We start from the raw sequence: 19,936 nt of genomic DNA, 5'->3' as shown, positions 1-19,936 counted from the left end.
GTGTGTCAGGTGAAAAACCGGTATCGGCTTGACGGAAGGGAAGTGCAACTCAAGCCATCATTTCCTCGCGAATGCGTAGGAGCAGGTCGCGGGTTTTGCGAACCCCTTCCATTTCTTCGCCCGGACCCTCAAATTCGATGCCGACCCAGCTGTGATAGCCCGCATCGGTGACGGTCTTCATGATGCGGTGAAAATCAATGTGAGCTTCATTTCCGGCGGCATCGAATACGTGTGATTTGGCGCTGACCGCCTTGGCAAAAGGCATGAGGTCGATCATGCCCTGATAGCGGTCATACTCGCTGGTGCACTGCCAGCTGCCATCGTCCTTACGAGTGCGTTCGATGCAGAAGTTTCCAAAATCCGGCAGCGTCCCGCAGTTGGGCTTGCCAACCCGCGCGATCACATTGGCGAGCCACGCACCATCCGAGGAGTAGCCGCCGTGATTCTCCACGATCACGTTGATCCCGGCTTGAGCACCGTAGTCAGAGAGACGGCCTAATCCATCCACGACCGCGTCTGCAAGCTGCTCCCGCGAACCCTCACCGCCCGCATTGACGCGAATGGAGTGGCATCCGAGGGTGTGGGCGGCGTCGATCCACTTGTAGTGGTTTTCGACAGCCTGCGTGCGCCGGGTGGCGTCGGCGTCGCCGAGTTGGCCTTCTCCGTCGATCATGATGAGCACCTGCGTGACACCTTGATCTGCTGCAATGGAGTTCAGCTGGTTGAGATAGGCCTTGTCCTTCGCCTTGTCCTTGAAGAACTGATTGACGTATTCAATGCCATCAATGTCGAACTGCTCCCGCGCAATTTTTGCAAAATGAAGCGGATCGAGTTTACCGCCAAAAAAGGCGCGATTGAGCGACCACTGGGCGAGCGAGATGCGAAAGGGCAGGGGTTTGGGTGCCGCTGACAGTAGCATGCGGCTGCCAAGCAGCCCCAGTGCCATTGAGGCAGTTGCGGATTTCTGTAGGAAAGAACGGCGGGAGAGGGATGTCGATTTCATGGGATATGTGCAGTGAAGCAGGGTGAGTGATATGGAGGGTGGCATGCGGGGGAGGCATGCCACCCTGTGGATGGCAGGAGCGAGCGCTCCTGAATCAGGAAAGGATCCAGCCGGAGGGATAGTCCTTGGCGATCAGTTTGTTGGCCTCATCGTCACCGATGAATTTTCCGGCAGATCCGTCAAATCGAAGCTTGCGACCCGTGCGTTGGGCAATAACACCGAGCAACACGGTCTCCGTGAACGGCCCCGCATAGGAGAAATCGGAAGAGGCTTCGCGTCCTTCCTTGATGGCATTGTAAAACTCCTCGAGGTGACTGGCCTTGATGCGCGGCAGGGTCTTGGGCGGCAGTTTGCTGCGCAACTCCATGAACTTGTCGTTGGGCAGGATCTGCGCTCGCTGGCTGTAGGTATCCGTCAGGATGGCGGCGCCTTCTCCCAGTATCAGCGATCCATTGCTTGGGAAATTGGCCTGACTGAGTTGCTCGACATCCTTGAGAAACTCGGGAATGACTGGCCGCAGATCGCCATCATACCACTTGTAGGTCACGGGGGGCATGCTGCCACGAGCGGGAAACTGGTAGGTGACCACTGAGCTGACCGGGAAACTGAAGTTGTTCATCTTGGTCGTGATGGCCTCGATTTCGGTTGGGGAACCCAGGTCCAGACCCCAAAACGCAGAGTCCATGATGTGGCAGGCCATGTCGCCAAGTGCACCGCAGCCATAGTCCACGTATGCGCGCCAGCTGAACGGAACGTATGCGGGATCGTAGGCCCTGCGGTCGGCAACGCCCTGCCAGAGGTCCCAGTCGAGACCTTCCGGAATCACCGGAATGGCTTTGGAGTGGTCGGGCTGGTCGAGTCCCTGCTGCCAGTAAACAGCCGGTCGATCTGTCCAGGAATGCACTTCGCGAATGTCGCCGATCACACCAGCCTGAATCCATTCGCGCACATTGCGGGTGCCGTCAAGGGAATGCCCCTGGTTTCCCATCTGAGTCACAACCCCCTTCTTTTTGGCTGCAGCTGCGAGTTTGCGAGCCTCATCCACGGTGTGGGTCAGGGGTTTTTCGCAATACACATGCTTGCCCAGGTTGATCGCGGACATGGCGATGGGATAGTGCATGTGGTCAGGCGTGGAGATGATCACGGCGTCGATTTGATCTGTCATCTCCTCAAACATGATGCGGTAGTCCTGGAACCATTTGGCTCCATTGGACTCGTGATGCCGCAGGGCCTTGTCAAACTCCACTCCGCGCTGGCCCGTTTCGGAGCGTTGGCGCTGGATCAGTCCCTTGTCGACATCGCAAAGCGCGACCACATTCTCGCTGACGCTCGCAACAGTGGGTCCGATCCCCTTGCTGCCCACTCCAACGATGGCAATGCGCAGCTTTTCACGGTTTGAGGTTCCGGTTTCAGGATTGGATCGAAGGAAGGATGGCAGTGCAACTGCGCTGGCTCCGATGGCGGAGGCTTTGACGAAGTCGCGGCGATTCATGCTCAGGGGTGTGCTGGCTTCTTTCTCATTCATAGGGTTTGTCGGATTCAGGGTGTTGAATTGTGAATGTCGCGTCACCCAAAGCAGAAAGCATTGCATGCACATCATGTAAAAGGGTGACGCATGTCACGGGGTAGATCAGCAAACAACCAAGGGTGCGCTGACCCGCATGTTCATTACTTTAACCCATCGTTTGCAGCGCGTATAGCGAAAATCACCGATTGACGAATACTGCACAAACCTCGCTGAATCCAGCCATTGATTATTTTGTGGATTCTGCTAGGATAGGTCCGTGAGTCGAAAAATTACCCTGTTTACGGGTCAGTGGGCGGATATCCCTCTCGCTGATCTTCTACCCCAAGTTAAATCCATGGGTTATGACGGAGTGGAGCTCGCCTGCTGGGGAGACCACTTCGACGTCCGGAGAGCATTGCAGGAGGACGCGTATGTGGAGGAAAAGTGGAAGCTGTTGCAAGCCAATGGTTTAACCTGTTTCTCAATCTCAAACCATCTCGTTGGGCAAGCCATCTGTGATCCCATTGACGAGCGACACAAGGCGATCCTGTCCCCGCATGTCTGGGGTGATGGTGAGCCGGAAGGCGTGCGCCAGCGGGCCGCGAAGGAGATGGCGGACACGGCACGGGCCTGTCGCAAGTTCATGGATGCAGCAGGTGCAAACCGGACAGACGCCCATGAGGCCTTTGGTCGTGCAGTGGTGAATGGGTTTACCGGTTCGAGCATCTGGCATGCCCTGTATGCATTTCCGCCGACCAGCCAGGATTATCTGGATCGCGGCTTCAAGGACTTCGCAGATCGCTTCATCCCGATTCTCGATGTGTTTGAAAGTGTGAATGTGGATTTTGCGCTCGAGGTTCACCCCACCGAGATTGCATTTGACATTGCCTCCGCTCAGCGAGCGCTTGAAGCGGTGAAGCAGCACAAGCGCTTTGGGTTCAACTACGATCCCTCCCATCTGGCCTATCAGGGAGTGGATTATGTGAAGTTCATCCGCACCTTCAGCGAGCGCATCTACCATGTGCACATGAAGGATGCATGGTGGGGCCACGGCGACGGCAGTGTAGGCGTCTTTGGCGGACACACCGACTTCGGGGACACCCGGCGCTATTGGGATTTCCGTTCGGTGGGTCGAGGCGATATTGAATTCGAGGATATCATTGTCGCCCTGAATGACATCCGCTATGCGGGACCGCTCTCGATCGAATGGGAAGACGGTCGCATGGATCGTTTTCACGGTGCCGAAGAGAGTTGTGACTACGTGCGCGACATCGATTTCCCGCCCAACGCAACCACCGCGTTTGACGCGGCATTCTCAAGCGACTGAGTGCCGCCAGCCCGGGTTCATCCGAATTCCGGGCCTTTGTCTTCTCTCCCTTCCCCTGTATTCTGTTTCTACTTATCTGATACCTTATGAAAAACACACCTTCCCAGTTCTTCTTCGCGAGTTGTCTCGCGCTGGTCGTTACGGCCATGAGTTTTGCCCTGCGCGGAGGCGCGATGGGTTTTTGGACCGATGAGTTCACATTGACCAACGAACAGGTTGGTTGGGTCACAGGCACGGCCTTCTGGGGTTTCACCCTGGCCATGATTTTTGGAGGACCTTTGTGCGACCTGGTGGGACTGAAACGCATCTCTGTCTTTGCATTTGCGGGTCATGTCATCTCCATCCTGTTGACGGTCTTTGCGTGGGACTTCTGGAGCCTCTACATCGGGACCTTGATTTTCGGGATTGCCAATGGAGCAGTGGAAGCCGCCTGCAATCCGTTGATCGCAACGCTGTATCCGAATAATAAGACCACAAAATTGAACAACTTCCACGTGTGGTTCCCGGGTGGGATTCTGATCGGTGCGGTGATGGCCTACCTGATGGGAAACTGGGGCATGGGCTGGCGCGTCTGGTTTGCGGTTCTGATGATTCCGTCCCTGATCTATGGGTACAAGTTCATGCGCCTTGAGTTTCCGAAAACCGAGCGGGTTCAACAGGGAATTTCAACGGCAGAAATGTTCAAGGCCTGCATCCGTCCCTTCTTCCTGCTCATGGTGGCCTGCATGTTCCTGACCGCATCGACGGAATTGGGACCCGGACAGTGGATTCCGACGATTCTGGAAAATGCCGGTGTTGCGGGTATTCTGGTGCTTGCCTACATCAACGGACTGATGGCACTGGGTCGCCAGTTTGCAGGTCCGGTTGTGCATCGCCTCTCTCCGATCGGCATGCTGATCGGCAGTGCGATTTTCAGTGCATTGGGACTCTTCTTGCTGAGCAAGTCTTCGGGACCCATCGTCTTTGCCTCGGCAACTGTTTTTGCGGTTGGCGTGTGTTTCTTCTGGCCCACCATGCTCGGGTTTGTAAACGAGCGTTTTCCGGCTACGGGAGCACTGGGCCTTGCGATCATGGGAGGCGCAGGAATGCTGTCGGTGAGTTTCATCCTGCCGGTGATCGGACGTTTTTATGATGACGGCATTGCTGCAAACCTTCCGGACGGACAGACCGTTGAGGCACTGAGTGCGGCACCTGCCGGGACCGAGTTGGCTGACATCTGGGCGCAGGTTCAGAATGCTGCGGGCATGAGCGCGCTTGAAGCTGTTGCTCTGTTGCCAGTGGTCTTGTTCGTCATTTTCACATTGATTCGATTGCTGGACAAGAAGGCGAAGACCAGCCACGAATCCACCGAAGCCTGAGGCTAACAACCCCCTGAATTCACCCTCTGAAAATTAACGTATGAGAATTGGAATCATCGGAGCCGGCGGCATGCTGGCCTACCACGTGAAAGGCTTTCGCAAGGCGGGAGCCGAGGTCAGTGCCATCGCAGATTTGAATCTGGAGGCGGCACAGAAAGCCGCTGCGGCACACGGCGTCGATGAGGCCCTCGGCAGCGTGGAAGCGTTGTTGGAAAAACCTGAGATTGATGCGGTAAGCATCATCGTGCCCAACAAGTTCCACGCTGCGATTTCCATGCAGGCACTCCGTGCGGGAAAGCATGTGTTTTGTGAAAAACCACCTGCGATGAATGTGCCCGAAGTGGAGCAGATGATCCAAACTGCAAGCGAGTCTGGCAAAACCCTGATGTTCAATTTCAACAACAGGGCGCGCCCTCTCTGTGCTGCGCTCAAGGCGGAAATCGATTCGGGCCGGGTTGGCCCGATCAATTCCGCCCAGGCCAAGTGGATTCGTCGCCGGGGCATTCCCGGCTTCGGAGGGTGGTTTACCCAGAAAAAACTCTCGGGCGGAGGTCCGCTGATCGATCTCCTGCACATGCTGGATCTTGCGCTCTACTACATGGGATATCCCGAACCCGACTGCGTGGTTGCGCGCACTTTCGATGATTTCATCCAGAACCACGAATTCAAAGGTCCCTGGGGCATTCCCGATGTGCAGGGCGTCAAGAACGACGTGGAAAGCGCAGCCCATGGAGTGATCACCTTCAAGGACGGGCAGATCCTGACCTTCCAAAATTCCTGGGCCGAGATGGTCAAGCGGGAAGAAGTTTCCGTTTGTTTCCAGGGGAAAAAGGCGGGCGGCATGGTGCGCCGCTTGTTTGAAGTCGATGGAGACGATGATACGTCGGTTGACGAAGCCGAACTGTATGTGCAGGAAAATGGCGAACAGGCCGATATCCCCATCACCGGTGAACTCGATCCAGAAATGGGACGAGTACATTCCGCTGCAAATTTTGTCGAAGCCATTGAAGGACGAGCGGCTCCGCTGAATGAACTCAGGGAAGCACTCATTCTCATGAAAGTCATCGATGCAGCCTACGCCTCGGCAAAAAGCGGCAAACCGGTGTCGATTGAATGAACTTCCGATCCATTTTCCGCGACTAACGTTTTTACAAATCCCTAATTTGAACATGCGTGCAACCCATGAATCCAACATCTGAATCCACCCCCACCTACTTTTCGCTGGAGCATACCCTTGCGTTTCTGCTCCTTCGGATCTGGCTCGCCGTTCGAGCGATCTTCACCGGCATTGAAAAATTTTCCGCCAATGTCATTGTGGAAAAACCGCTTCTGGATGAACTGGGAAATCCCGACCCCAGCGGGATCACGCTCAGCGTGGAGCAGAAAGTGTATGGCCTGAGCCATTACCATGGAATGCCGGAGTCACTGGCGGAGAAATTTGCGGCTGAACCATTCCTTCCCGGATTTTTGCTGGTACCTTATCAGTTCCTGCTCGGACCGGTACTGATTCTGGTCGGACTGACCCTGTTGCTGGGCGTTGCGACGCGCATCAGTCTGTTTGTCATGGGACTGATTTACGTGAGCCTTACCTTTGGGTTGATCTTGATCGCTCAGGATGGGGGAATTGCCTGGTTGGCAGCCCACACGATCATGATTGGGTATGCCCTGACGCTGGCGCGCTACAACCGCTTCGCGATCCTGAAGAAATATTGAGTAACCCTATTTTGGAGAGCAAAACCATGAACCAGACTACCGATTCCGGGTATCAACCCTTTTTCATCAATCGCCGCGATTTTGTCAAAAAGAGCGCCATGCTGGGCGCCGCAGGCCTGACTCTGGGAGCCGTTGCTCCGCTCAAAGCTGCCTCGGGTGGAAGCGAGATCAATGTGGCCATGATTGGCACGGGTGCACAGGGCCAGGTACTGCTGAATTCACTCAAGAACATTCCGGGGCTTCGCTTTGTTGCACTGTGTGACATCTGGGATTACAATCTCAAACGGGGCATGAGCACGCTTCGGGCGACGGGCCAACGCCCTGCGGTGTATGAAAATCATCAGGAAATGCTCGAGAAGGAGCCGAGCATCGATGCCGTATTTGTCGCAACACCCGATTTTTGGCATGCGCCGCACACGGTGGACTGTCTGAAGGCTGGCAAACATGTGTATTGTGAGAAGATGATGTCGGACACCCTTGAGGGTGCGCGTTCGATGGTGCTGGCCGCTCGCGAGTCGGGAAAATTGCTGCAGATCGGCCATCAGCGCCGCAGCAATCCGCGCTACCGCTTCGTGCTCGACCGTTTTGTTCAGCGGGCTGAACTCTGTGGGCAGATCATCAACATCAATGGACAGTGGAATCGCTCATTGTCAGCGTCGCAGGACATCACCATTCGCAAAGCGGACCTCATTCTTCCGACGGAGAAGCTCAAGCAATACGGGTTCAACAACATGCATGAGTTTCTGAACTGGAGATGGTACAAGCGCTTGAGCGGGGGTCCGATTTCGGATCTCGGAGCGCACCAGATCGATGTGTTCAACTGGTTTCTGGGAGCAGTACCGACCAGCGTCACGGCATCGGGTGGGCGCGATTATTTCAAGAATCGTGAGCATTTCGACAATGTGATGTCCATTTTTGAGTATGCGACGCCGAAAGGAAATGCCCGTGCGTTCTATCAGGTGCTGACCACCACGAGTGCTGGTGGCGGCTATTTCGAACGGTTCATGGGCACCGAAGGAACCATCAATATCTCTGAAAATCCGGCTTTCACCAAGATCTACCGTGAGCCGGAGGTCGATTTGGAAAAATGGAAACCGCTTGTCAGTCAGGGCTTTCTCAAGCAGGACGCACCTGCGACAACTGCAACGCCAGCAGCAACCACCATGGACGTGCGTGAATCGGCCCCCTTGGCGGCATACGATCTTCCCATCGTCCTGAATAAACCTGCGCACCAGCCCCACGTGGAAAACTTCATCAGTGCCATCAAGGGTGAAGCGGAGCTGACGTGTGACGGTGAGCATGCCTATCGTGATGAATATGCAATCTATCACGTGAACAAGGCAGCAGAAACCAACGAACGCATTACTTTCAAACCTGAGGATTATCTCATCTGATCCGTTTTCAAACTCATACCGATCATGCAATTTATGAAACCAAACCTGCTGTCCGCTACCTGTGGACTTCTCTTGATCACTGCCAGTGTTTCGGCTGGCATGATTGAACTCAAAACCGACATTCCGCCCGCTGAGATCAGCGGAACACCCGTACCGATCAATCTGACCAACCTCGAGCCGTTGCAGCAAACGGCGCCGACGCTCAAAGTTCCCGAGGGAACGGTGTTGCTCTCAGCTGATAAACCCGTCACCTCCAGCGATGACTGGCCTTTGATCGGCGATGTGGAGTACCTTACCGATGGCGACAAGGAAACGGGAGAAGGATATTACGTGGAATTGATTCCTGGCTTGCAGTGGGTTCAGATTGACCTTGAGCAGGAAGCCACCATTGAAGCCATCTGGTTGTGGCATTACCACGCCCAGCAGCGCGCCTATCATGACGTGGTGGTCCAGCTGTCAAATGATCCGGAGTTCGCTGCCGATGTCACAACCGTGTTCAATAACGATTTTGACAACTCTGCCGGATTTGGGGTGGGTCCCGATCTTCCTTACATCGAAACCAATTATGGAAAATTGATTGATGTGAAAAGTGTGTCAGCACGCTATGTGCGGTTTTACGCTAATGGCAGCACGAGCAACGACGCCAATCATTACATTGAGGCAGAAGTCTGGGGCGTTCCGGCCAACTGACACTGCATCGTTGAGAAAGTTTGAGCAATGCATGCGCTCTGTGACCTGATGGCACAGAGCGTTTTTAGCTATTGCGAATCAGGTGGAGCACCTGATCCGCAAAAAAGGTACGGTTTTCAACATGCACATTGTGACCGGAATCCGGGACTACTGCACTCGTGAGATTTGGAAAATGGTTTCGAATGATCTGGTGATCCTCCGGCAATACGAAGTCTGAGTGTTCCCCGTGCAGCAAGAGGCTGGGTCCGTCATACTGATCCCCTGTATTCAGCGGGGATTCAGAAAGTGTCGACAGGGCGCGGGTAATGGCTGAAAGGTTGATTTGCCAGTCAAATGTACCCGAGTCGTTGCGCTTGAGATTCGTGACCAGAAACTGCCGCATGGCGGCATCGTTGAGGTGCGGTGCGAGTGCTGCTTCCACCTCTGCAATACGGCGATAGTGCTGAGGCTCGATTTGGTGCATTGCGTCAAACGCAGTGCGAAAGTGGGGTGCGTAGGAACGCGGTGCAATGTCGGCGATGGTGAGGCTCCGTACGCGTTCAGCATGGCTGCACGCGAGCCGCATGGCGGTTTTTCCACCCATGCTGTGCCCGACCAGGTGTGCAGTGGTGATCGAGTGTGCATCCATCCAGTGCAGCACATCGTCTGCCATGAGTGAATAGTCCATCACGTCAGCGTGAGGGGAGTTTCCATGGTTGCGCAGGTCCAACGCAAAAACAGGTGCTCCGTCGCTCAGGAGTTTTCCGACCGTCACCCAGTTTCGTGCTGACCCGAGCAGGCCATGCAGTAGCAGGATGGGGCAGTCGCCCGTGCCGCCGAATTCTCGATGTGAAAGCTTCATCGTTGGTCAGCCTTGTCCGGCGGAATACAGGATCAAGCCAAAAAAGAAGCGGAGCCTGCAATGAGGCTCCGCCAGGTGGTAGTTTTGAACGAGTGAAGAAAGGAAGGCGATCAGGGCAGGATGACCGAATCGATCACATGGATGGTTCCGTTCCAGGCGGGAAGATCCGACTGGATGAGGGTGGGTCCTGCATCCAGTTGCAGAGAACCGTGATTGAAGTGTGCGTTCAGCATCTTGCCCTGCAAGGTCGTAACCGGAGCATTCAGCAGATCTCCTGCACCTACCGATCCAGGCACAACATGGGCAGTGAGCACGGCGGTAAGGGGCGCAAGGTTTTCAGGTTGCAGCAGGGTGTTTACAGTTCCTGCGGGCAATTTTCCAAAAGCTTCATCGGTCGGTGCAAACAGGGTGAGCTTGTCGCCACCGTTGAGCACGTCGAGCAACCCTGCAGCTTCAAGTGCTGCGACCAGGGTGCTGAAGCGAACATCATTGCGAAGAGTTGTGCCGATGTTCTGTGGCGGCAGCAGCACGTGGTCGACGGCATGAATCACAGCCTGACTGGACAGGATGTTTGCCTGGATGACATTGGCCTGATTGTTGACCCAAACACCGCTTCCAACCGAAATCGGAAGGTTGGCACCGGCTGCAGTCGGGTAAACCCCCGTGCTCAGTCCCGCAGCGTAGCGATTTCCGGTGACCACATGATAGAGCAGCACATTGGTCAGCAGTTCGGTGTTAGCGGGGTCAGTCAGCGTGGTGAGAATGTCGGCTGGCAGCTTCGCGAATGCTTCATCGGTGGGGGCAAACAAGGTCGCGTTGCTGAGGTTGGCGAGAGTGTCGGCGATGCCCGCACTGGTTGCGACACTGAGCAGTGTCGTGAATCGACCGTCGGCGGCCAGGGTTTCCACCAGATTGCTTCCTCCGGGCAGCAGCACGGTGTCAATCTTGTGTACAACTCCGTTGTTGGCGAGGATGTCGACAGCGACTGGCGCCGCAGAACCACCCGGGAAGTTGAAGGAAGGAGTGCTAGTGTCCACGGTGATCGATCCGCCATTGAGCATGGCAATGGGTCCGTCGGTGAGACCTCCCGCGAAGATGCTATCCTCTGTAGCATGGTAGAGGATAATGTTTTGCAGGGTGCTCAGATTTTCAGGTTGCAGCAGCGATTCGAGCGTTCCGGCTGGCAGGGCGGCAAATGCATCATTGGTCGGCGCAAATACGGTGTAGGGGCGTCCTGTGGCGAGCGCATTACCCAGACCAGCAGCGGAAACTGCGGCAAGAAGAGTGCTCAGTTCCGGATCGCTGGCAACCAGATCGGTGATCGTTTGCTGCGGTGGCAGCAGCACACTGTCGATGATGTGAATGACCCCGTTCTTGGCCATTACATCTGCGGTCGTGACCGTCGTCGTGTCGTTCAGGGTGACCGTGGCACCTACATTCACTTTCAGTCCAGCGCGTGCAACGGTTTCGATGTATCCATTCTTCAGGTCAGTGGATTTCACAACGCCTTCCACCAAGTGGTAGTGCAGGATCTGAATCAGCTGCTGTTGGTTCTCAGGCAGGAGCAGGCTTTCGACGGTTCCAGCAGGTAACTTGGCGAAAGCTTCATCAGTCGGTGCAAAAACGGTTTTGGGGGCCTGGTTGTCGATCCAACCAGCCACACCGGCAGCCTGCGCGGCGGCAAGCAGTGTATTGAAGACGCCCGCGTTTTGCGCGATGGTTACGATACTGTCTTCGGATGTTTCGTTGGCACGCAGTTGCAAAGGTGCAGCGAGTAATAGAGAACTTAGGGTAAGGTTTAGATATTTAGATATTTTCATAGCTGTTGATGATTTTGTCTAGGTAATGGGAGTATATAATGTATAGATGTCAAATAATATTTAGAAAAAATATAGAAACTCGAGTGGTATGAAGCTTCACGTGACGTGTTTACGGTGAGATCTTCAAAAAGGTTGAAATGCAAGGGTGTGCTGCGTAGCGTGCTGGCACTTGCGATTATGGCTGCCGAGAACCTGACTCCCATGATGCGACAGTATCTTGAGATACGTGATTCGCTCCCGAAAAATACGATGCTTCTCTTCCGGCTCGGTGATTTCTACGAAATGTTCGGAGCGGATGCGGAGCTGGGTTCCAAGGTCTTGGGCATTACCCTGACAAAGCGGCATCATCAGTTGATGGCGGGTATACCCTATCACGCAGGTGACACCTACATTGAAAAGATTTTGAAGGCGGGGTACAAGGTGGCGATTTGCGAGCAAACCGAAACCCCAAAGACGGGCAAACTGGTGCAGCGGGCAGTCGTGCGCATCCTCACCCCGGGAACCACACTTGAGGAGGACCGTCTGGCCACCAAACACAACCACTTCCTGCTTGGCATTGCCGCTGGACGCCAGTCAGTCGCGCTTGCCTGGTTGGACTTGAGCACGGGGGCATTTCAGATCGCTCGTGAACCCACGGCGGAGCGGTTGCTCCCGATTCTTCACTCCCTCGATCCGAAGGAGGTGGTTTTGCCAGAGCGCATGCTCGAACAATATCACGATGGAAACATGGAAAGTGGGTTGCACTCACTGCTGCAGGCGGTGGCATCGATTCCCTGGACAGAGATCCCCGACTATCACTTTGATGCACTTGTGGGCGAGAAGGCGGTAAAGGAAGCCTTGGGCGTTATGACACTGGATGGATTTGGCATCGCATCGGGACATGAGGGCCTAGGGGTTGCAGGTGCGCTGGTGTATTACGCCACTGAGATGCTGTGCTCGCCTCCCCAAAATTTATTTGGTATCCGTGAATATCGCTCCCAGCATTGCCTGCTCATTGATCCCGCCACCCAGCGCAATCTGGAAATCTTCCGGGCCTCAGGAGGGGGGCGCAAGGGAAGTCTGCTGGAGGCAATGGATGCGACCACAACGGCGGCGGGTGGGCGGCTGCTCGAGCAAATGCTCAGTGAGCCAGGGCAGGATATCGATGAGATTGAACGCCGACAGGATGTTGTGGAGGCATTCCTGCATGCTCACACTCTCAGCGAGGATCTGGTTGAGGATCTTGCGCGTGTTTACGACATTCAGCGCATTCTTGGCCGCATTCAAAACCGAATCCGCAACCCTCGTGAGCTGGGGGGGATTCGGGCAACGCTTGGGGTACTCCCCTCGATTCGGCGGACACTGGAGATTTTCTCAAACCCGGTGGTTCAGGCACTGGCACAGCGCATCGAACCCTTTGCGGAGTTGAAAGCCCACTTGGAATCGGCGCTCAGTGAGGAACTCCCCGGCAATATCCAGGAAGGGGGAGTCATCCGCTCCGGATTTGATGCTGAACTGGATCGTCTGCGCTCGCTCAATTCCAACAACAAGAGCTGGATTTCGGATCTTGAAACGAGCGAGCGCGAACGCACTGGAATCAAGAACCTCAAAGTGAAATTCAACGGTGCATTTGGGTACTTCATCGAAGTGACGAAGGCCAATTTGGATCTGGTCCCGGATCACTACATCCGTAAGCAGACCATGGTCAATGCGGAGCGCTTTTATACCGAGGACTTGAAGCTCAAGGAACGAGAGATCCTGCATGCCGAGGAGATGAGTCTGGCGCGGGAGGAACAGTTATTTAATGCCTTGGTTGAAACCCTGTCTGAGCACAGTGAGGCACTGATGCAAACGGCAGCTGCGCTGGCGGAAGTGGATGTCTTTCTGGGGTGGGCACAGCTCAGTCGCGACTGGGACTATTGCAAGCCTGAGTTTGTGAGGAATACGACGCTTCTCGAGATTGAGGCGGGCCGTCATCCGGTGATTGAACAGGCCCTGCGGGACAGTCCGCATGGACTCGCCGGCACGCATGCGTTTGTACCCAACCATTGCCAGCTCCAGGCAAACGCGCAGCAGATTGCCTTGATCACGGGTCCCAACATGGCAGGAAAATCCACCTACATTCGTCAAAATGCGCTGATTGTGCTGATGGCGCATGTGGGTTGCTGGGTTCCGGCAGCGAGCTGTCGCCTGGGTTGCATTGACCGCATCTTCTCACGGGTAGGTGCCAGCGACGAACTGGCGCGCGGGAATTCGACCTTCATGGTCGAGATGAACGAAACCGCGAACATTTTGAATCATGCTACGGCACGCAGCCTGGTCATTCTCGACGAGATCGGGCGCGGAACTTCCACCTACGATGGACTCAGCATTGCCTGGGCGGTGGTGGAATATTTGCACGGGGATGGGGACAGGGGACCGATGACCCTGTTTGCAACACACTACCATGAGCTGACACAATTGCATGCATCATTGCCACGCCTGAAAAATCTCTGTGTGGCGGTGAAGGAGTGGAATGATGAGATCATCTTTGTGCGGCAGGTCATTGATGGGGCGGCAGATCGTTCCTATGGAATTCAGGTGGCACGCCTTGCAGGATTGCCCAGAGCCGTGATCCAGCGCGCCCAGGTATTGCTCGAGCATCTGGAGTCCGATCCCAACCGCGCGCCAGTGGTCATGCCTGAAGCCGCGAGGAAAACAACTCCGGAACCGCGTGCTGAAAAGCGCAAGGCTCCTGAAAATCAGTTGAGCTTATTTGCAGAGAGTTGATTCAAGCATCCCTGCTAAATCGGCGGATTCGATTGGCGTGTGCTGGAAAACCCGGGGTTTAGCGGCATAGGTTGTTCGGACCATGAGCTTGCTAGTGATCAGTTCCAGTTTGAATCCGGACTCCAACAGCCGGAAATTGGCAGTGGCTGCGGTGGCGGCGGCAGAGGCGTCGTCAACCCCGGTGCAGTATGTGGATTTGCGTGAGAAGTCCCTCCCCATTTGCGACGGAGCGGAGAGTTTTGAACACCCGGAACTCGATAGCCTGAAAGCGCAAATTGGTGGAGCGTCGGCGATTATACTGAGTGGACCAGTCTATGCCTATGGCATGGCGGCCTCCACAAAAAATCTGATCGAACTCACCGGACGGGCCTGGACGGGGAAGCCCGTTGGATTGATGGCTGCTGCCGGTGGGAGTTTCAGTTACATGGCAGTTCTGGGTCTGGCAAACACACTCATGCTGGACTATCGCTGTCCGATCATTCCCAAATACGTCTATGCGACCGGTTCCGATTTCGATGCCGAGGGTCAGGGAGTTGCGGACACGATCGAGTCCCGCATTGCCGAACTGGTCCGGACAGTGGTTCACTGGGGATCGGTGCTGTAGATTTGATGGAAGAGTTTGCAGTTCGCATCCGGAAAGCAGGGTGTGCGCAGGTTGGATTGGCAGTGGGCGGAGATGCCATGTCGGAGCTGGGGATCGCCTTGAAGCGACCTATCAGAAAACCTGCTCGATCCATGGGTAATGGAAAGCAAGTTTAATAATAGAACTCGACTCATTCATGGCGATGTCCTTAACATCAAGCGCTTAACCCAATTAGGACATTGATCGAAGATTCACTCAATTCGGAACGGATTCACAAGCTGCGTGCGACCAAAGCCGGGATGCGCCTCGGTGGTGGCGAGAAACGACTGGAGGCGCAGCGGTCGCGAGGCAAACTCACGGTGTGGGAGCGACTGGAGTATTTTTTTGACGCCGGTACCTTTGAGGAAGTGGGTGCTTTCATCCAGCATCGAAGCACGAATTTTGGACTTGAGAAATCAAAGGTTGCCGGTGATGGGGTGGTTACCGGATTTGGACTCGTGAACGGGCGCTTGGTGTATGTGGCCGCGCAGGACTTTACAGTGCTCGGCGGTTCACTTGGAGAAATGCATGGGCGCAAGATCGCCAATATCATGGACATGGCAATCGCCAATGGTGCACCGATGGTGACCTTGAATGACTCCGGTGGCGCGCGCATTCAGGAGGGCATTGGCTCACTCTGCGGGTATGGGGAGATTTTTTTCCGCAATACACGGGCATCGGGCGTGATACCCCAGATCAGCGTGATCATGGGACCCTGTGCGGGCGGCGCAGTTTATTCTCCGGGGATTACCGATTTTGTGGCAATGGTTGAGGACACCTCCTACATGTTTATCACGGGACCGGAAGTCATCAAAACGGTGACTGGTGAAGAGGTTTCGATGGATTCACTGGGTGGAGGTGACGTACACATGAAGCGTTCCGGGGTGGCCACCTATGTCGGTAAGGATGACGAATCGACGCTCGACTGGGTGAAACTGCTGCTTTCCTATTTGCCATCGAACAACGAAGAAGTGGTGGAGCGCTTCCCTGCTAAAAACGCACAATTGCCCGTGGCAGAGCTGGACCATGTGGTTCCGTCCAACCCAAACAAGGGCTATGACATCCGTGAGGTCATTGATCGACTTGTGGATGCGGGAACTTTTTTTGAGCTGCAGGACCGATTTGCCGCAAACATCAACATCGGTTTTGCGCGCATCGATGGAATCTCGGTGGGCGTGGTTGCCAATAATCCCAAGCAGCTCGCCGGATGCCTCGATGTGGATGCATCGGATAAGGCGGCCCGCTTTGTGCGCTTTTGCGATGCTTTCAATATTCCCTTATTGACCCTGGTTGACGTACCTGGGTTCCTCCCGGGTACCGATCAGGAGTACAACGGCATTATCCGACACGGGGCTAAATTGCTCTACGCCTATTCGGAAGCGACAGTGCCCAAGCTGACGGTGATCATGCGAAAGGCGTATGGGGGAGCTTACATCTGCATGTGCTCCAAGCATCTTGGAGCGGATATGGTGGCGGCCTGGCCGGGGTCTGAAATTGCGGTCATGGGTCCCAAGGGAGCGGTGAACATCATCTTTCGCAAAGACATTCAGGAAGCCGACAATAAGGAACGCCGGGCGAAAGAACTCGAACAGGAGTACACCGATAAATTTGCAAATCCCCAACTGGCGGCGTCGTTGGGTTATGTGGACAACGTGATCGAACCCAGTGAGACGCGAACGGTGGTGATCCGTTATCTGAAGTCTCATCTGAACAAACAGCAGATCACACCGCGTCGCAAACACGGAAATATTCCGCTTTAGCCAACGGAAGAGGGAGGGTTCCGGGTTGTCCAAAGATTAAACCATTATGTTTTCAAGTGTATTGATTGCCAATCGCGGTCTGATCCAGGCCAATTGTGTTCGGGCGGTGAAAGAACTCGGGTGTCGCGCCATCACGGTGTATGCACCCAATGACCGACAAAACGCAGGGGTTCGCAATGCGGACGAAGCGCATGAACTGGAGCCGCGCATGGGGATCCCGTATCAGGACATTGATCAGCTGGTGGAGCTGGCGGAGCGGTTGAAGGTCGATGCAGTGCACCCGGGCTATGGATTTCTCGCGCAAAATGCTTCGTTTCGTCAGCGACTGAAGGCAAAGGGCATCCAGATGATTTGTCCCGAAACCCGGGAGGATATTCATGTGGAGGATAAACCGCAGATTCGGGAGGTCGCAAAACAACTTGGCCTGCCCATCCTGCCGGGAACAGGAACGCTCACGGATGTGGAGGCGCTGAAACAGGCTGCGCAGAAGATTGGCTATCCGCTCGTCATGAAAGCGACCGAAGGATATGGGGGAATCGGTATCCGGGTGATAAACCGGGAGACGGAGATTGAATCCAACTACCGCAATATTGTTGGACAGGCAGATCGATTCCTGTTCAACGCGCAGAATGTCTACCTCGAAAAGTTTTTTCCGAAGTCGCGGCACATTGAGTTTCCGGTAGCTCGGGATCATCAGGGCAACATGGTGGTATTTCCGGAGAGAGAATGCACCATCCAGCGACGCTTTCAGAAGCTTGTAACCGAGAGTCCGAGCAGTTGCCTGCCCAACGCGCTGCGCAACAAATTGAAATCGGCCGTGGAGTTGCTGATGAATCAGTTGAATGTGCGGGGATTTGTATCGGTGGAATTTTTGTTTGATGGGGAACAGGCATATTTCCTTGAGATCAACAATTACATGCAACCCTCCCACACGGTCAGCGCACTGCACACGAATATCGACATGCTGCGGGAGCAGGTGAACATTGCCGCCCGGAATCCACTCACCTTTACTCAGAATGATGTGCGCGTGGATGGCGTGGCCATGGGTGTTTTTGTTTCTGCCGAGGATACGGACCGCGGTTTTATTCCCTCTCCGGGCTATGTCGAGCGGCTTGACCTTCCCTACGGCGATGGTGTTTACAGCCAGACCAGTGTTTGCTCAGGTGATACCGTTGGCACATTCTACGATCCGATCATTGCGCTCGTGATGGTGCGGGAAGCCAATCGGGAAAAGGCCATCGCCAAGATGCAAACTGCGCTTGAAGGGCTGCACATTGACGGGATACGGACAAGCATCCCGCTGATGCGTGCCTTGATGCGGTATCCGGATTTCATCCGGGGCAGATACGATTCCCAGTTGATAACGGAAGAGAAAAACAGGGAAGACCTTTACGAAAACATTCGAACAGAGGAGGAATCGGAGATCGCGGCGTTAATCGCCGCGCTTTCCATTCATCGCGATTCGAATCAACAATACCTGCTCGATCAGGGACGACGCAGTTCCAAGGCAAAAATCTGGGACATGGCAAGTGACTGGTTCGCTCGCCAGAAGTAAACCCGACCCGCAATCCTTCGTCGCAACTCATGAAATATCAGATCAAACAGGCTGAGCTTCGGCACAGTGTGAATATCGACGGAAAATACGATTTTTCGCAGGAATCTCCACTCCAGGTTGGCAAGAACACCTATCAGGTTCGAGTTCTCGAAACCGATGTGAATGGAGCCATGAAAACGGTCATGGTGAATCGTAAGCTCTACCGCATCAGCGTCAATCGCCGCGCTGACGGGTTTCCCGAAGAGGTCATTCTCAAGGGCGTTCCCTATCGGGTGGAGTTGGAGCGCATCGAGTCCACCCGCTACCGTCCGCCGCCCCCTCCGAAGGTGATTCCGGGCAATGTGCAGGCCAGCATGCCAGGGCAGGTGATCTCCCTGCTGGTGCAGCCCGGTGACCAAGTGGAGGAGGGACAGGCTGTGCTCATTCTCGAAGCAATGAAGATGGAAAATGAAATTCTTGCCCCCAAAGCGGGAGCGCTCGCCCATCTTGCAGTGGCGGAAGGCGATCTCGTGATGAAGGGAGATTTGCTGTTTGAGATCGAATGATCGCGCGTGGGCAGGACAGGATTTACCAGCGCAGTGACGACTGTATCGCAATCTGACGTTTCCCTGCGGGTACCGCCGGGATTTCTTCGTAATCGGAGTCGAAGAGATTGTCGACCGACAGCCGCAGATCCCAGTCCAATTGCTCCAGCGGCTTCCAACGAAGGGAGAGGTATGCGAGCCACGCCTCCGAAGTGCTGCGTCGCAGGGGATTGGGTTCCTGGTTCCGATATTCCCCATCCAGGCGAAGTTCAAGTTTCCGGTGCAATGGGTGCACCAGTGAGACCGTGACGCGGTGTCGGGGAAAATTCATTGCATAGAAACTAGCGTCGACTTGGGCACTTCCATAGGATTCACGCTTGTGCAGATGCGTGTAGGCGAGTGTCAGATCGCTTTGCTTCCACTGGTGGCGCATCAGAAACTCGAAGCCGATGGTATCGATATCTACTTCGTTGGCACGCCTGGCATTCGGCTGGGAAAAACTGAAGGTCCAGTCGGTCAAGTCTCGATCCTGCCGGAGGAAACCGGCAAATTGCAGCGTGGTTTGAGCACTTGACCAGGAGTAGGCGAGTTCGAGGTTGTGGCTGCGTTCGGTGTCGAGGGAAGCGTTGCCGGCAAACAGTCCGCTGGGTGCTGAGCCGATGGCAGTGTAGCCGCTGACCTGACTGGAGCTGCTGTATTCCAGCGTGAGGTGGCGCGATTGGGCTGATCCGGCGGAACTGAGATCCCAGCTGAATTGAAGCGCGGAATCGAGAGCGGAGCGGTTGCGATTGGTATCAAACCAGGACAGTGAGGCTGAGGTGCTGAGTGAGCGCCACCAGGTCGGAGCGGTGGCATGTGCCTTGAGTTGGCGATAGGTGCGGGATTGAAAGCTGTGGGTCAATGAGGTGGAATCGATTCCATCCGCAAAGACATCGGCACTGACACTCCACTGGATGTCGGAATGAGGCGATCCGGTCCAGCCGCCTCGAAACCCTGCGACTTCGGTCGTATGTTCATAGGGATTGTAGAGGCCGGGTCGCGAGCGATCAAATTCGTAGTCGTCTTGGTTTTTGC

The 19,936-nt window shown here is 55.0% G+C and carries 16 protein-coding genes; 11 read left to right on the top strand and 5 right to left on the bottom strand.

Annotated elements, in window-relative coordinates:
- Positions 1–49 precede the first annotated feature (49 nt).
- A complete protein-coding gene (locus ABQ298_05600; protein ID MEQ9823840.1) occupies positions 50–1,003 on the bottom strand; it encodes a sugar phosphate isomerase/epimerase family protein in 954 nt (317 codons plus the stop codon).
- A gap of 94 nt (positions 1,004–1,097) precedes the next feature.
- Entirely contained in the window at positions 1,098–2,528 is a 1,431-nt protein-coding gene (locus ABQ298_05595) for a Gfo/Idh/MocA family oxidoreductase (protein ID MEQ9823839.1), read from the bottom strand.
- A gap of 259 nt (positions 2,529–2,787) precedes the next feature.
- Here ABQ298_05595 and ABQ298_05590 point away from each other — a divergent pair, with 259 nt between their 5' ends.
- The 6 genes from ABQ298_05590 (at position 2,788) to ABQ298_05565 (ending at position 8,992) form a co-directional block, all read left to right on the top strand.
- Positions 2,788–3,837, top strand: a complete 1,050-nt coding sequence (locus tag ABQ298_05590) for a sugar phosphate isomerase/epimerase (GenBank protein ID MEQ9823838.1) — start codon at positions 2,788–2,790, stop codon at positions 3,835–3,837.
- Between the two features lie 86 nt (positions 3,838–3,923).
- On the top strand, positions 3,924–5,195 hold the full coding sequence (locus ABQ298_05585) for an MFS transporter (protein MEQ9823837.1): 1,272 nt from the start codon (positions 3,924–3,926) through the stop codon (positions 5,193–5,195).
- A gap of 40 nt (positions 5,196–5,235) precedes the next feature.
- Positions 5,236–6,312 carry a Gfo/Idh/MocA family oxidoreductase gene (locus ABQ298_05580; GenBank protein ID MEQ9823836.1) on the top strand — a complete coding sequence of 359 codons (1,077 nt, stop codon included), beginning with the start codon at positions 5,236–5,238 and terminating at the stop codon, positions 6,310–6,312.
- Between the two features lie 65 nt (positions 6,313–6,377).
- Complete coding sequence (locus tag ABQ298_05575) at positions 6,378–6,908, top strand: hypothetical protein (protein MEQ9823835.1); 531 nt, start codon at positions 6,378–6,380, stop codon at positions 6,906–6,908.
- A 26-nt stretch (positions 6,909–6,934) separates the two neighbouring features.
- Positions 6,935–8,302: a Gfo/Idh/MocA family oxidoreductase gene (locus tag ABQ298_05570; GenBank protein ID MEQ9823834.1), complete on the top strand. Its 1,368-nt coding sequence runs from the start codon at positions 6,935–6,937 to the stop codon at positions 8,300–8,302.
- A gap of 33 nt (positions 8,303–8,335) precedes the next feature.
- A complete protein-coding gene (locus tag ABQ298_05565) occupies positions 8,336–8,992 on the top strand; it encodes a discoidin domain-containing protein (GenBank protein ID MEQ9823833.1) in 657 nt (218 codons plus the stop codon).
- Positions 8,993–9,056: 64 nt separating this feature from the next.
- Here the strand turns inward: ABQ298_05565 and ABQ298_05560 are convergent, their stop codons facing one another.
- Positions 9,057–9,833 carry an alpha/beta fold hydrolase gene (locus tag ABQ298_05560; protein ID MEQ9823832.1) on the bottom strand — a complete coding sequence of 259 codons (777 nt, stop codon included), beginning with the start codon at positions 9,831–9,833 and terminating at the stop codon, positions 9,057–9,059.
- A gap of 110 nt (positions 9,834–9,943) precedes the next feature.
- Entirely contained in the window at positions 9,944–11,653 is a 1,710-nt protein-coding gene (locus ABQ298_05555; protein ID MEQ9823831.1) for a fasciclin domain-containing protein, read from the bottom strand.
- A 132-nt stretch (positions 11,654–11,785) separates the two neighbouring features.
- Here ABQ298_05555 and mutS point away from each other — a divergent pair, with 132 nt between their 5' ends.
- The 5 genes from mutS (at position 11,786) to ABQ298_05530 (ending at position 18,883) form a co-directional block, all read left to right on the top strand.
- Positions 11,786–14,401, top strand: a complete 2,616-nt coding sequence (gene mutS, locus ABQ298_05550; protein ID MEQ9823830.1) for a DNA mismatch repair protein MutS — start codon at positions 11,786–11,788, stop codon at positions 14,399–14,401.
- Positions 14,402–14,483: 82 nt separating this feature from the next.
- On the top strand, positions 14,484–15,005 hold the full coding sequence (locus ABQ298_05545; GenBank protein MEQ9823829.1) for an NADPH-dependent FMN reductase: 522 nt from the start codon (positions 14,484–14,486) through the stop codon (positions 15,003–15,005).
- A 278-nt stretch (positions 15,006–15,283) separates the two neighbouring features.
- Positions 15,284–16,783 (top strand): acyl-CoA carboxylase subunit beta, encoded by a 1,500-nt coding sequence (locus ABQ298_05540; protein MEQ9823828.1) that lies wholly within the window; start codon positions 15,284–15,286, stop codon positions 16,781–16,783.
- A gap of 46 nt (positions 16,784–16,829) precedes the next feature.
- Positions 16,830–18,338 (top strand): biotin carboxylase N-terminal domain-containing protein, encoded by a 1,509-nt coding sequence (locus ABQ298_05535; protein MEQ9823827.1) that lies wholly within the window; start codon positions 16,830–16,832, stop codon positions 18,336–18,338.
- A gap of 29 nt (positions 18,339–18,367) precedes the next feature.
- The gene (locus ABQ298_05530) at positions 18,368–18,883 is read left to right on the top strand and encodes an acetyl-CoA carboxylase biotin carboxyl carrier protein subunit (GenBank protein MEQ9823826.1); all 516 of its coding nucleotides are present in this window, start codon (positions 18,368–18,370) and stop codon (positions 18,881–18,883) included.
- A 22-nt stretch (positions 18,884–18,905) separates the two neighbouring features.
- Here the strand turns inward: ABQ298_05530 and ABQ298_05525 are convergent.
- Positions 18,906–19,936 (bottom strand): TonB-dependent receptor (locus tag ABQ298_05525; GenBank protein ID MEQ9823825.1); only part of this gene is annotated, 1,031 nt, incomplete at its 5' end.

Source organism: Puniceicoccaceae bacterium, from assembly GCA_040224245.1.
GTDB lineage: Bacteria > Verrucomicrobiota > Verrucomicrobiia > Opitutales > JAFGAQ01 > JAKSBQ01.
Note: the sequence above shows the minus strand (reverse complement) of the source record. Positions and strands in the feature narration are given on the sequence as shown.